The 14,087-nt window shown below is 52.8% G+C and carries 12 protein-coding genes; 3 read left to right on the top strand and 9 right to left on the bottom strand.

Going from position 1 to position 14,087, the window contains the following annotated elements; all coding sequences use genetic code 11:
* The first annotated feature begins 1 nt into the window (after position 1).
* Positions 2-799 carry a metal-dependent hydrolase gene (locus OGY67_RS20705; RefSeq protein ID WP_020996495.1) on the top strand — a complete coding sequence of 266 codons (798 nt, stop codon included), beginning with the start codon at positions 2-4 and terminating at the stop codon, positions 797-799.
* 416 nt (positions 800-1,215) lie between these two features.
* Positions 1,216-2,649 (top strand): PTS glucose transporter subunit IIBC, encoded by a 1,434-nt coding sequence (gene ptsG / locus OGY67_RS20710; protein WP_003836725.1) that lies wholly within the window; start codon positions 1,216-1,218, stop codon positions 2,647-2,649.
* Positions 2,650-2,704: 55 nt separating this feature from the next.
* On the opposite strand, the gene OGY67_RS20715 is transcribed toward ptsG, so the two are convergent.
* The 3 genes from OGY67_RS20715 to shiA all read right to left on the bottom strand — a co-directional run bounded on the left by OGY67_RS20715 (position 2,705) and on the right by shiA (position 7,388).
* Complete coding sequence (locus OGY67_RS20715) at positions 2,705-4,483, bottom strand: aminopeptidase P family protein (protein WP_128611805.1); 1,779 nt, start codon at positions 4,481-4,483, stop codon at positions 2,705-2,707.
* A gap of 15 nt (positions 4,484-4,498) precedes the next feature.
* Positions 4,499-5,953 carry an AMP nucleosidase gene (locus tag OGY67_RS20720; protein WP_032942969.1) on the bottom strand — a complete coding sequence of 485 codons (1,455 nt, stop codon included), beginning with the start codon at positions 5,951-5,953 and terminating at the stop codon, positions 4,499-4,501.
* Between the two features lie 118 nt (positions 5,954-6,071).
* On the bottom strand, positions 6,072-7,388 hold the full coding sequence (gene shiA / locus OGY67_RS20725; protein ID WP_003832199.1) for a shikimate transporter: 1,317 nt from the start codon (positions 7,386-7,388) through the stop codon (positions 6,072-6,074).
* Positions 7,389-7,792: 404 nt separating this feature from the next.
* On the opposite strand from shiA, the gene OGY67_RS20730 reads away from it, so the two are divergent.
* Positions 7,793-8,014 (top strand): hypothetical protein, encoded by a 222-nt coding sequence (locus OGY67_RS20730; RefSeq protein WP_003036289.1) that lies wholly within the window; start codon positions 7,793-7,795, stop codon positions 8,012-8,014.
* Positions 8,015-8,208: 194 nt separating this feature from the next.
* On the opposite strand, the gene OGY67_RS20735 is transcribed toward OGY67_RS20730, so the two are convergent.
* The 6 genes from OGY67_RS20735 to OGY67_RS20760 form a co-directional block, all read right to left on the bottom strand.
* Positions 8,209-9,363: an MFS transporter gene (locus tag OGY67_RS20735; protein WP_048235640.1), complete on the bottom strand. Its 1,155-nt coding sequence runs from the start codon at positions 9,361-9,363 to the stop codon at positions 8,209-8,211.
* 78 nt (positions 9,364-9,441) lie between these two features.
* On the bottom strand, positions 9,442-10,044 hold the full coding sequence (locus OGY67_RS20740; protein WP_100272629.1) for a TetR/AcrR family transcriptional regulator: 603 nt from the start codon (positions 10,042-10,044) through the stop codon (positions 9,442-9,444).
* 378 nt (positions 10,045-10,422) lie between these two features.
* A complete protein-coding gene (gene fecE / locus OGY67_RS20745) occupies positions 10,423-11,190 on the bottom strand; it encodes a Fe(3+) dicitrate ABC transporter ATP-binding protein FecE (protein ID WP_286574456.1) in 768 nt (255 codons plus the stop codon).
* Positions 11,191-12,147, bottom strand: coding sequence for a Fe(3+) dicitrate ABC transporter permease subunit FecD (gene fecD / locus OGY67_RS20750; RefSeq protein WP_286574457.1), 957 nt, complete (start codon positions 12,145-12,147; stop codon positions 11,191-11,193).
* Positions 12,144-13,142 carry an iron-dicitrate ABC transporter permease FecC gene (gene fecC, locus OGY67_RS20755; protein WP_286574458.1) on the bottom strand — a complete coding sequence of 333 codons (999 nt, stop codon included), beginning with the start codon at positions 13,140-13,142 and terminating at the stop codon, positions 12,144-12,146. The genes fecD and fecC overlap by 4 nt, the downstream gene beginning before the upstream one ends.
* The gene (locus OGY67_RS20760; protein ID WP_286574459.1) at positions 13,139-14,038 is read right to left on the bottom strand and encodes a Fe(3+) dicitrate ABC transporter substrate-binding protein FecB; all 900 of its coding nucleotides are present in this window, start codon (positions 14,036-14,038) and stop codon (positions 13,139-13,141) included. Before OGY67_RS20760 ends, fecC begins: the two co-directional genes overlap by 4 nt.
* Positions 14,039-14,087: the final 49 nt, after the last annotated feature.

Genomic DNA, 14,087 nt, shown 5'->3' on the forward strand with positions numbered 1-14,087 from the left:
TATGTTTTTAGTCGACTCACACTGCCATCTTGATGGCCTGGATTATCAATCTCTGCATAAGGACGTGGATGACGTGCTGGCAAAAGCGGCCGCACGTGATGTGAAATTCTGTCTTGCCGTCGCGACCACCCTGCCAGGATATCGCAGTATGCGCGAACTGGTCGGTGAGCGTGACAATGTGGTTTTCTCCTGCGGCGTGCATCCGTTAAATCAGGATGAAACCTATGATGTTGAGGACCTGCGTCGTTTTGCCGCCGAAGAGGGGGTTGTGGCGATGGGAGAAACCGGGCTGGACTATTTTTACACGCCGGAAACAAAGGTGCGCCAGCAGGAATCTTTTATCCACCATATTCAGATCGGCCGTGAGTTACAGAAGCCGGTTATCGTGCATACCCGCGATGCGCGAGCCGATACGCTGTCTATTCTGCGCGAAGAAAAAGTGACGGATTGTGGCGGCGTACTACACTGTTTTACAGAGGACAGAGAAACGGCGGGCAAATTACTGGACCTTGGATTCTATATCTCGTTTTCCGGCATCGTCACGTTCCGAAATGCAGAGCAACTCCGTGATGCCGCCCGCTATGTTCCTCTGGACCGGTTATTGGTCGAGACGGATTCTCCCTACCTTGCGCCTGTACCGCATCGTGGAAAAGAGAACCAGCCCGCCATGACTCGTGACGTTGCAGAGTACATGGCCGTAGTGAAAGGTGTTGCCGTTGAAGAACTGGCGCAGGCAACCACTGATAACTTTGCCCGCCTGTTTCACATCGACGCTTCTCGCCTGCAATCTGTTCGTTAACTGACTTTTTTTAAAGCTCGTAATTAATCACTAATGCGAGTAAAGTTCACCGCCACAAAATGGGCGGTGAATAATCAGTTTGACACATTCAGAAACGCATTTTATCGGAATGTGCGGATTTTGCGGCCATTCACGACTGAACTGTGATAGCCGTCAAACAAAAACAAACTGAATTATTTTACTCTGTGTAATAAATAAAGGGTACTTAGATGCCCTGTACACGGCGAGGTTCTCCCCCCTCGCCAATGCGTGAGAACGTAGAATACACAAAGTCAATCAAGCTGCATCAAGGCGGCAAGTGAGTGAATTGCAGGAGCTTACTAGAGTAAGTGTCTGGGATGAACGAGCGCAGCCCGCGCTGAGGCGGTTTGAAGGATGAAGTGTATAAGCACAAATACTCAGGAGCACTCCTAATTATGTTTAAGAATGCATTTGCTAACCTGCAAAAGGTCGGTAAATCGCTGATGCTGCCGGTATCCGTACTCCCGATTGCAGGTATCCTGCTGGGCGTCGGTTCCGCTAACTTCAGCTGGCTGCCAGCCGTTGTATCGCACGTAATGGCAGAAGCAGGCGGTTCTGTTTTTGCGAACATGCCGCTGATTTTTGCTATCGGTGTTGCGTTAGGCTTCACTAATAATGACGGTGTATCTGCACTGGCATCCGTTGTTGCTTACGGCATCATGGTTAAGACCATGGCTGTTGTTGCGCCGCTGGTTCTGCATTTACCTGCTGAAGAGATCGCCGCTAAACACCTTGCTGATACGGGGGTTCTCGGGGGGATTATCTCCGGTGCGATTGCAGCGTATATGTTCAACCGTTTCTACCGTATCAAATTGCCTGAGTATCTTGGCTTCTTTGCGGGTAAGCGCTTCGTTCCTATCATTTCTGGTCTGGCTGCCATCTTCACAGGTGTGGTTCTGTCCTTCATTTGGCCGCCGATTGGTACTGCTATTCAGACGTTCTCTCAGTGGGCTGCATACCAGAACCCGGTCGTGGCGTTCGGTATCTATGGCTTCATTGAGCGCTGCCTGGTACCGTTTGGTCTGCACCATATCTGGAACGTTCCATTCCAGATGCAGATCGGTGAATACACCAACGCTGCGGGTCAGGTGTTCCACGGTGATATTCCTCGCTATATGGCGGGTGACCCGACTGCGGGCAAACTGTCCGGTGGCTTCCTGTTCAAAATGTACGGTCTGCCGGCTGCTGCTATCGCTATCTGGCACTCTGCTAAACCAGAAAACCGCGCGAAAGTGGGCGGTATCATGATCTCCGCGGCGCTGACCTCGTTCCTGACCGGTATTACCGAGCCGATCGAGTTCTCCTTCATGTTCGTGGCGCCGATCCTGTACATCATCCACGCGATTCTGGCTGGTCTGGCATTCCCGATCTGTATCCTGCTGGGTATGCGCGACGGTACGTCGTTCTCCCACGGTCTGATCGACTTTATCGTTCTGTCCGGTAACAGCAGCAAACTGTGGCTGTTCCCGATTGTCGGTATCGGTTATGCGATTGTTTACTACACCATCTTCCGTGTGCTGATCAAAGCGCTGGACCTGAAAACGCCAGGTCGTGAAGATGCTACCGAAGACAGCAAAGCAGGTGCGACCGGTGAAATGGCTCCGGCTCTGGTTGCTGCATTCGGCGGTAAAGAAAACATCACTAACCTCGATGCGTGCATCACTCGTCTGCGTGTCAGCGTGGCTGACGTTGCTAAAGTGGATCAGGCTGGCCTGAAGAAACTGGGTGCGGCAGGCGTTGTGGTAGCTGGTTCCGGTGTTCAGGCTATCTTCGGGACTAAGTCCGATAACCTGAAAACTGAAATGGATGAGTACATCCGTAACAGCTAAGCAGTAAGAAGTTGGGGAGAACTAAGGCAGCCTGCGGGCTGCCTTTTTTATTGCATTAATTAGCCTGAACGCGAATCGGTGCGGTGGCAGCGAACAGCCAGGGACGTGCCTCTGCGTTCACGCGCGGGGATAGCGTCTCTCTGACCTGCTGGTGGTAATCATCAATCCACTGTTTCTCAGCATCACTCAGCAGATGCAGTTCGACCAGATTCAAATCAATCGGTACCAGCGTCAGCGTTGAGAAACGACAGAAACCAGGACGACTGTTGATAATCTCCACCTGATTCTCAATACGGATCCCATATTGTCCGGCCAGATAATAACCCGGCTCGATGGTGATGATGTTGCCTGCGACCAGTGGCCACGGGTTTACTTTTTTGGCAATGCGATGTGGCTGCTCATGAATAAGCAACTGGTGACCCACGCCGTGTCCCGTGCCATGATCAAAATCCAGACCCAGCTCCCACAACGCCCGGCGACTAAAAGCATCCAGTTGATGGCCCTGAGTCCCGCTGGGAAACTGCAGCGAAATTAGCGACAAAAAGCCTTTCAACACGGCGGTGTAATGCAGGCGACGTTGCGGGTCCTGTGGGCCAAATGCGAGGGTACGCGTCGTATCCGTCGTACCATTGTGGTACTGGCCACCGGAATCATTCAGATACATGGCCTGCGAGGTAATTGGCGTATTGGTTTTTTCACTGGAGTGGTAATGGCACATTGCGGCATTGCTGGCAGAGGCCGAAATCGTGCTGAAACTTTGCTCGATAAATCCCGGCTGCTGCTGGCGAAATTCCAGTTGCTTGGCCTGCGCTTCCAGCTCGGTGACCGGATTGCCTGCCGCTTCGCGCAAAGGAACTTCATGGGCCAGCCAGGCAAGGAAGTTTACCCAGGCTGCGCCATCTTGTTCATGGCATTCCCGATAGCCTGCCAGTTCAACGTCATTTTTGTGGGATTTCATCAGAGTGATGGGATCGGGCGCCCATAAGACGTTGCCACCGTGTTCTTCAATGGCAAAACGCAATGCGACCGGGGCGTAGTCTTTATCGACCAGGAAACGCTTCCCATTAGCTAATTGCTGGCAGCGAGTCAGAAAATTCTCTTGCGGGGCCAGAGTAAGCGTATCCAGCAGTGATGCGGGGAGCTGTTGCGTTTTATTGCTATCCACAAACCATTCCAGCTCACCGCTGCGATGGAGCAGGGCAAACGAAAACGGCACTGGCACCATGGCCAGATCCGAACCGCGCACATTCAATAACCAGGCAATGTTATCCGGCAGGGTAATTGCCAGCACGTCAGCCTGGTGTTGAGCGAGTTGTTCCACGACGCGGGCACGCTTTTGCGTGCTGCTTTCACCGCTGATTTCAATGGGCATTTCACGAATGATGCCGCAGGGTGCTGCCGGGCGGTCTAGCCATACCTGGTCAAAAGGATCTTGCTCAAGAGGCACCAGCTCGCAGTGGGTTGCCGACAGTGCTTCAAACTGGCTATTGACCATCAGCATCGGTTCAAAGCCGATACGTTTGCCTGCTGCAACATGAGACTGCAAATAGTCGGCCAGCGGTTCATCGTGTAAATGATGAATTTCAAAATCATCCAGCGAGACTTCATTGCGTACCTGGACCTGATAACGTCCATCGACAAACATTAATGCGCGGTCTTGCAGGACCAGCGCGAGTCCCGCTGAGCCGCTAAAACCGGTCAGCCAGGCTAGTTTATTGTCATGCGGCGTACAATCTTCGCTTTGATGAGCGTCGGCGCGCGGGACAATCATGCCATCCAGCCCCTGCGCTATCAGCAGGTTACGCAGGGCGGAAAGAGGAGTTGAGTTGTGCATAGTTACCTTCAGGCCTTAACGGAACGGCGGTTCGTTGAATGTACGTAATTTACGGGAGTGCAGTCGGTCGCCTTCAGCACGCAAACGATCGATAGCCCGGATACCTATTTGCAGATGCTCAGAAATGGCACCTTCATAAAAACGGTTGGCCTGACCAGGCAGTTTGATCTCACCGTGCAGCGGCTTGTCGGAAACGCACAGTAGCGTGCCGTACGGAACGCGGAAACGGTATCCCTGGGCGGCGATGGTGGCACTTTCCATATCGATAGCCACCGCGCGGCTGAGGTTAAAGCGTAGCGCAGAAGCGGAATAGCGTAGCTCCCAGTTGCGATCGTCAGTGGTGACGACGGTACCGGTACGCAGGCGCTGTTTAACCTCTTCGCCGGGCATACCGCTGACTTCTTTGGTAGCGTCATACAGTGCGCGCTGCACTTCCGCGATGCTCGGAATTGGAATATCTGGCGGCAGTACGGCATCCAGCACGTGGTCGTCACGCAGATAAGCATGGGCCAGAACATAGTCGCCAATCGCCTGGCTTTCACGCAGCCCGCCACAGTGACCAATCATCAGCCAGACATCAGGACGCAGTACGGCCAAATGATCGCAAATGGTTTTGGCGTTAGACGGGCCAACGCCGATATTGACCAGTGTGATCCCCTGACCGTCGGCGGTGATTAAATGCCAGGCGGGCATCTGGTGTTTCTTCCAGGCGAGATCGGAGATCGCTTCTTCAGGCGCTTCAGTTTCAGCGGTGATCCAGATCCCGCCCGCACAAGAAAGCGCGATATACGGGCTGTCCGGGTCGAGGATCTGGCTGCAACCCCAACGCACAAACTCATCGACGTAGCGAGTGTAGTTGGTGAACAGCACAAACGGCTGAAAATGTTCAACCGGTGTTCCCGTGTAGTGGCGCAGTCGCGCCAGCGAAAAATCTACTCGTCGGGCGTCGAAGTGCGACAACGGGGAGAATTCCGCCGGATGATAGGTACCGTCGGCTGTTTCATCGCCAATCTGTGACAGCTCGGTTGTGGGGAAGTGGCGCGTTAGGCCGGCACTCATCGAGCGGTCGAGCGTCAGTTCAGAACCGTCAATGACATACGGATAGGGGATTTCATGCTGCGACGGCTCAACGGAGATATGCGCATCATAATCCTGATACAGCAGCGTGAGTTGTTCTTCAAGATACGGACGAAAAAGCGACGGACGGGTAATCGTAGTGGTGTAGCAGCCCGCATGGGTAAAACGACCATAGGCGCGGGTTTTCGGGGGATTGGTGGCGCTGCCATCCCAGGTGACACACAGTGATGGGTAAACAAAAAGACCGTTATGGCGGGCGATTACGTCAGGGAGCGTCCCTGTTTCAATATACTTACCAATGGCGCTACGCAGTGCTTTAACCGACTGCTCGTACAGCGCGTCCAGTTTATCCAGCGCCTGAGCCGGGGTCAGGCTGGAGCCCTTATTGTTCATGTCTGTCTCCTTGTTCCACAGATGTACTGCTCTCCCGATAGTATGTCACAGGAATGTGAAACAAAAGTCAGACGTTGAGGAAGATTGTGCGAAGACCGGACGGCCTCCGCACCCTGGCTTAACCGTGCTGCTTATCCCGCATCAGCAATGCTGTAGTGGCGGAAATAAGACAACCCGCCATCAGATAAATGGCCACACTGTGCCAGTCTCCGCCGGAGAATGTTACCAGCGCAGCAGCAATGAAGGGGGTAAAACCGCCGCCAACCACGCTTGCTACCTGATAACCAACGCCTGCGCCGCTGTAGCGATAGCTTGCGCCAAACAAACCGGTAAACATAGGTTGCTGCACGCAGACCACCATATCGTGTGCAATGTTGGCCAACATAATCGCGAAGAAAACGATCCAGAAAATGGATTGCGCTTCTAACGCCATAAAGAACGGGAATGCGCTGAGCGTCCCGACCAGTGCGCCGGTAATGTAAACGCGCCGGCGACCAAAACGGTCGGCGAGCCAGGCGAAGCAGGGGATGGTCAGACAGCTCAGCCCACCCACCAACAAGCCGATATTCAGAAACAGTTCACGGGGTAAGCCCAGATTCTGCGTGGAGTAATTTAGGGCAAACGCAGTGACGATATACATCGTCAGCAGTTCACACAGGCGCAGAGCGATAATTTTCAAAAAGGCACCTGGATGACGGATTAACGCCTCGACTACCGGTAGTCTCTTTTTCTCTGGTTGCGGCGCCTGTTGCTGCTGTTCGAATTCGGCTGATTCATCCATTCGGTTACGCATCCACAACGCGCCCAATACCAGCACGATGCTGAACAGGAATGGAATACGCCAGCCCCAACTCAGGAACTGCTCATCGGTGGTTTGCGAGCTAATCAGCGAGACCAGACCGGTAGAAAGCAGTAGCCCGACGCCATAACCGACCTGAACACCGCTGCTGTAGAAGGCTTTTTTATTTTTCGGCGCGCTTTCGACCGAGAGCAACGCCGCCCCGCCCCATTCACCGCCAACGGCAAACCCCTGGATAGCGCGCAGCGTCACCAGCAGCACAGGTGCCCACCAGCCAATGGTGTCAAAGGAAGGAATAATCCCTATCAGTGCAGTGGCGATCCCCATCATCCAGACGGTGAGCATCAGCATACGTTTACGCCCCAGGCGATCGCCGAAGTGGCCGAAGATCACCCCGCCTAGCGGACGGAACAAAAATCCGACGCCAAAGGTGGCAAATGCGGCAAGTGTCCCCATCGCCGGGCTGACTTGCGGGAAGAACTCGCGGTTAAAGACCAGTGCGGCAGTGATGCCGTAAAGCAGAAAATCATACCAGTCGACCACGGCACCCGCGAAGCTACCAAGCGCAGCGCGTCGGGCGCGGTTAAGTGAAGAGGCGTCCTGTTGGGGACCCGTGGAGGTGAGGGAGGAATCCATAGTTATCCTGTCTGTACTGTTTTTTAGTTATTAGTATTTGAGTTGGGTTACACACATTGCAGTCGCAATATTAACGACCGTTATGAGATTACCGCGACAGACGGGAAGTGAAAACGATTATCTCCCTCATCTGATGGCAACATGAAAAATAAGATGAATGAGAAAACAGAAAAGCAAAAAAACCGCTCGAAAGCAGGGTGTTCAAAAATTGTTGCCTTTTGTTCAAAGTGTGCGCGGTAGATGCGGTAGCCCAGCGTATTAAGCAACATCGCGTCGCCGGTGTAGCTTCACGGATTTGTAATGTCATGAATGATTCCCGTCCTGGAAATAAATCGACGATTACTGAACTATATCAAAACTGTCAGTGATACAGTGGCATGCGAACATTTCAGAGGCTTATCAGTATGAAGATTGTTTTTATCCCTGCGTTGATCGTAGTTCTGATTGATAAAGAACAGGACATAGGACGGGAATTGACCCGCGATGAGGTTGAGTCCATTCGCGATGGCGCTACAGCCATCCGCCTGCCAGCCGAAGCAGCCGAGGATATAATCAGAGAGCGTGGCTACCGCGATATTGATCCTGAGAATGTCTGGCGCGAGTGGCAGGCGTATAAAGCTGACTGAATGTTGATGGGAACACACTGCTTTAGTGACACATGAAAATTGTGCACTTACACGGATGGGTTTACTACGCACCTGTCGTGGAGCTGAGGGGCAACTTTGAGCGACATGCAGCCAGTGAGTTTTGAATAAAATTTAACGGCTAAATCGACGCCCCGTAATTTTTATAAGTGGGGCATTTTTATCTTCAGAACATATTAACTCCAGCCTTGTTTACTACGACGGATATAAGGTAATACGGATAATAAAGCCAGAACCGCTAATACCATTCCAATCCATAGAGCTGAACGTAAACCGAATCCAGATGAAATTGCCATTCCACCTAAATAAGAACCGCCACCTAATCCAATATTGATCACGGAAGTATGAACGGCATTGACCATTGGCCCTGGATGTGCCACGCTGACAATTCTTGCCATCATTGCCGGATTCATTGGTACGCCAGATAAACCGATAAGTATAACAGCCAGAATAGCAATGACCTGATATTGAACAAATAGCGCCATGCCGAGCAAAGAAATACTCAATATTGTTAAGCCGACAACCATAACAGTTAAACTATGGCGATATGCAAGACGTCCCGTTACCATATTCCCGATGATATTGGCTAGTCCATAAAGCATCAGAATGAAGGGAACTGTCTGCATTGTAAATTCACTGACATCCGTCAGCACGGGAACAAAATAACTGAATGCCGCAAAACTTGCTCCCAAAATCAAACAGCTGGTTGCACAGGCTTTCCAATAGGCTTTATTTTTAAATGCCTTAATCTCTTCAGCCATCTTGATAGCACCGCCGCCGCTCATATGTGGCAATAAACGTACTAATGCTAGCAGGCATATGAAAACCAGGACCGCAACCAGCCCAAAACTCATTTTCCAGCCCCAGTGCTGGTCAATGATTGTCGCGATAGGTACACCAAAGACATTGGATACCATAAAACCTGCTATCACTATTGATGCGGCACGAGGGCGATTTTCTACAGATACAAGAGCCATACTTGTCGCGAGTGAAAGACTTAAACACCCTGCACATAAAATACCTGTCACGATTCGAATGGCAACTAACACATTGTAATCAGAGGCAAAGACGCTTAATCCTTGTACGATAACATATAACCCTAACAGCCATAATAACGTTGAGCGATAGGGCGCTTTAAACTTAAGAAAGGTGTAGGTTAATACCGGGCCACCTAGCATTACACCGAATGCATAATATGAAATCAAATGCCCGACTTCGCCGACTGTAACACCAAATGCTTCAGATAGCGTGGTCATCATACCCGCCACCATTAACTCTGCTGTACCTAATGAAAAAATGGCTAACCCTAAAATATAAACGACTAATGGCATGTTTTTTTATTTTTCCTTGTATTGGAATGATCGTTACAAAAATGAGTGCAAGTAAATAATGAATTTTTCCGCTTAAATTTATAAATTGATTAACAGACCAGCGACGACATCTTCGAGGATTTTTCTATCTGAAATGTTTTTATTCAGCACACGTAAACCGTAATAGCCTGCCATAAAGCCTCTCGCCATTTCGACGGCTGATGCTTTATTGTTCAGTTCGCCGCTTCGTTGGCCTTCGATGAATACCGACACCAGCGTTTTTTCTAAATGCTGACGATATTCATTATTCAGGCTCGCAACGGCTTCATCTTTACTGCCCATCTCCAGGGCTGAAAATAAGACCATCGCATCATGCTGCTCTGGCTGAGAAAGATCTTCGGCAATACCCCAGAGCAGAAGGGTGTGCAATCGCTCTTTTACCAGACCTGGCTGTGTGAGTATTGTTAACTGTGCTGACATAGTTTGTTCGTGGCTGCGCAACAAAGCTTGCTCGTACAGGGCTTGCTTGCTTCCAAAGGCATTGTATAGGCTTCCCCGCCCTAATCCCGTACCATTGCATAAATCTTGCGCAGAGGTGCCTGCATAACCATTGGCGCTGAAAACAGCGACGGCAGCATCAATGACATCCTGATCTTCGAACTTTCGTGGACGACCTGGAAAGGTTGGTTTTTCAGCACTCATAGGGATGTGGGACTTGAAATGAGTTGAGGCGGCATAGTATTGATTATGGAACGATCAGTCAAATAATTTTCATAAAAAAATCAGTGATGATGCGCCGACAGATTTTCTTATGAATTGTTATGCGTTTCTGTAGAGGGATGTGTGGATTTTATCCTTTCCAGGATAGTACGTTGATACAACGACAACCACGCGTAATGGTTAATTATCACACCGGAAACTGCCGTATTCTAGTGAACATACAGCGTCCAACGTCCCCCTTCGATTAAGGATAGCGTTGCATCGACCGATTGAACTCACAGGGCAGAGTGAAGTCATCGTAGCGTGAGTGATATGACAAGCGACCTGTTGAGACCCTGGTACCATTACAGACTGTATCATCTACCTCACTACACACATCGGCCTGCCAGATACTGGTTCGGGGTGTATCTCCGTATCCACGCTGAATACGGTTCTCAGCAATCCAGGGTTCATCACCTCTTCTGGTGTGCCTTGCGCCATAACATGTCCGTTCGCCATGACCACCAGATGGTCGCAGTACCGGCTGGCTTGATTAAGGTCGTGCAGCACGGCGACCACCGTTTTCCCCTGAGCCCTGAGTTCGCCCATCAGCCGCATCAGTTCCACCTGGTGATTGATATCGAGATAGGTGGTTGGCTCATCGAGTAGTACAACGGGCGTATCCTGCGCCAGGACCATCGCCAGAAATGCGCGCTGTCGCTGACCGCCAGAAAGATCGGTTAACCGTCGGTCGGCAAGATGTTGGATCCGGGTCTGGTTCATAGCATCATGGACCCGCGTATTGTCTTCAACGGAGAGACGCCCCCAGAGTGACAACCACGGGTTGCGACCGTACGAAACAAGCTCCTGGACGGTGATCCCCTCGGGAGTTAAATGGTGCTGGGGCAGCAGCGCCAGCCTGCGGGCTATCTGGCGTGATGAGAGCGTATTGATGGCACTATCGCCGAGAAATACGCCTCCGGACTGCGGCGTTAACAGTCGTGAAAAACAGTTTAACAACGTTGACTTCCCGCAGCCGTTAGGGCCGAGCAGGGCGATTGCCTTCCCCGCTGGTAGGGTGAGTGAAACGCCATCAAGCACCTTGTTTGTACCGTAACAGACCGTCAGATTTTCAGTTCGTAATGTCATTTATCGCATTCTCACAAGCAGCCAGACAAACCATGGTGCACCGATAATGGCGGTCAGCACGCCAGCCGGAAGTTCCAGAGGAGGATGAACAATTCGCGCCAGCAGGTCGGCAACCACCAGCAGTAACGCACCTGTCATGGCTGATACGGGCAGCAGCCAGCGGTGACGTCCACCGGTAATGCTGCGCACCATATGCGGCACCACAAGACCAATAAAGCTAATTGGGCCGCAGACGGCCACGCCGGTCGATGTCATGGCGACGGCCAGTAGCAAAGCCTGGAGCCGAATACGCGGCACCGACACACCGAGCGTGGTGGCGCGCGCATCGCCCAATGCCAGGAGGTCGAGATCGCGGCAAAAACGCAGACTCAGCGGCAGAAACAAAATCAGCAGTGGGGCGGCTATTTTCACAAAGCTCCAGTCACGGCCCCATAAGCTGCCGGTCAGCCACAGCAGGGCGCTGTTCACATCCTGCGGACGCGAAAGCATCAGATAATCCGTCAGGCTGGCCCAGCAGGCAGAGAGCGCAACACCCGTGAGCGCCAGCTTCATCGGCTGGCTGGTGTTCGCCAGTATTCTCAGCAGGATCAGGCCCGCCATGCCACCGGCAAAGGCCAGTAGCGGCAGAGTAATCACCGGTAGTGACGGTAAGAGAAGCAGCGCGCCCACAGAGGCAAGACTGGCGGCATGGTTTACGCCGAGGATATCCGGTGATGCCAGAGGGTTACGCACGATCCCTTGCACCAGCACGCCTGCCACTGCGAGGGCTGCACCAACAAGCAGCGCCAGCAGCAGTCGCGGCAGGCGGTACGACGTTAATACGAAATGATATTCGCGCCCGGTCTGCCAGTCGCTCAGCAGAGCACGCCAGGGAACGGCGATCACCCCCATTTGTAGTGACAAAGCCGAAAGTCCTGCCAGCGCGAGGGCGATGAAAATGACGAACGCAATTTTCATCCACGCCTCCTGACCAGCCAGACAAAACAGGGTGCACCAATCAGCGCCACTACTGCCCCCGCGGGCAATTCGCCAGGGAAGGCCAACGCTCGGGCCAGAACATCAGCCAGCAGCAGCAGTGTGGCGCCCATAAGCATGCTCATCGGCAGGACCTTGCGCTGATCGAATCCTACCCAGAAGCGAGCCAGATGCGGCATCAGCAGACCGATAAACGCCACCGGACCTGCCACGCTGACGCAGGTACCGACCAGAAGCAGCACCAGAACATTGATGATCAAACGGAGCTTCGGCAGATTCACCCCCAGCGTGCGGGCGGTGCTGTCACTGACGTTAAGCAGGTTCAGTTGATTAGCCAGCAGCAATACCACCGGTACAGCAACCACTACCATTGGGAAAAGCTGCCAGAACTCCTGCCAACATGCGTGGGATACGCCTCCCGCAAGCCAGTAAAAAATGCCGTAGGCGTGATCTTCCGTCAGCAGCAGAGTGATGCGGGTAAGGGCCATGCAGAAAGCCGAGAACGCGATGCCCGCGAGGATCAATTTGTTTCTGTCCTGGGTGTGGCGAAATCCACCACCTGCGGTCATCACCATCAGCCAGCTTACGCCGCCACCGCAGGCGGCGATAAAGGCGATGGAGTAACCCGTAACGGGCGCAGGGCTGATAGCGCTGGTAAGCGCCATCGCCAGCGCTGCGCCACTGTTAATACCGAGTAGTGAAGGGGAGGCCATTGCATTATGCGTCAGGGTCTGCAGCAGCGTTCCCGCCAGAGCCAGGCTTGCGCCGATCAAAATGGCGACCAGGCTTCTCGGCAAACGAAGGTTTTGCACCAGCGCTTGTGGAAGCGTCGGCGTATGGCCTGGTAGCAGGGCGTGAATGGCGTCAACGCCGGAAACAGGAATGGCCGAGTAGCAAAACAGACTCAGCCAGAAGATAGTGATAAGCGCGACAAGGGGAAGCCCCCACTGTAGCGCTGGATGTTTGAAAATTGTCATTTCACATCGGATAAAGGCTGGTGGTGAAAGATTTTTACCGTGTCGCTGGCAATGTGTTCGGCTGCGAAAATGCCGCGCATCCGCGCCCAGGCGTTACTGTCGACCGACGCCGTCTGCTGTTTTTGCGCCGCAGTTAACATCTGCCACAGCGGGTCTTGTTGCCAGCGTTTCACGATGCTCTCTTCACGATAGTGCGCGACCAGCAGCCATGCCGGATTGAGCGCCAGCAGCTGTTCCAGACCGATGGACGGCATAGACGAACCCGCCATAGCCGCAGGCACCGTCAGCCCCAGAGAGGTCAGGACGCCCCCGGTCCAGGTCTCCTGCGTGTGCAGGTTGAACTGTTGCTCCCGGGACGTACCAAACACCACCATCGTGTCTTTTGGCAGTTGGCTGGCCCACGCTGACATCTGTTGTTGGTGTTGCGCCAGGCGTGACTGCATCTGTGCTTTTTTACCCACAATTTCACCGATGATGGCCGCAGACTGAAGATTTTCAGCGTAAGTTTCATTGCGGGACTTGAGCAGCAGCACAGGTGCGATTTGCTGTAAGGCGCTGTAAATACCTGCATGGCGGCTGTTGTCGGCAATGATCAGATCCGGTTTCAGCGCGCTGATGGCTTCTAAACTCGGCTGCGCACGCGCGCCGACAGACTGCCAGGGTTTCAGATGGGCACGAACCTCTGGAAGAATGCGTGTGGCATCGTTATCGTCGGCAATGCCGACCGGACTGACATCGACAGCAGCCAGTGCGTCCGCGAACGACAGTTCCAGCACCACTATCCGTTGTGGCGTTTTATCAAGCGTAAAGGCGCCATGTTCGTCATGAACCGTGGCGGCAAAAGCATGGCCGGTGAGCAGCAGAGCGGCGAATAGCGTGCGTAATGGTGTGAACATGTAAATTGCCTGCGTCGGGTGGCGTTTCGTTTGCCCGACCTACAAAAAC

Source organism: Citrobacter sp. Cpo015 (assembly GCF_030333035.1).
In the GTDB taxonomy this organism is placed as follows: domain Bacteria; phylum Pseudomonadota; class Gammaproteobacteria; order Enterobacterales; family Enterobacteriaceae; genus Citrobacter; species Citrobacter portucalensis.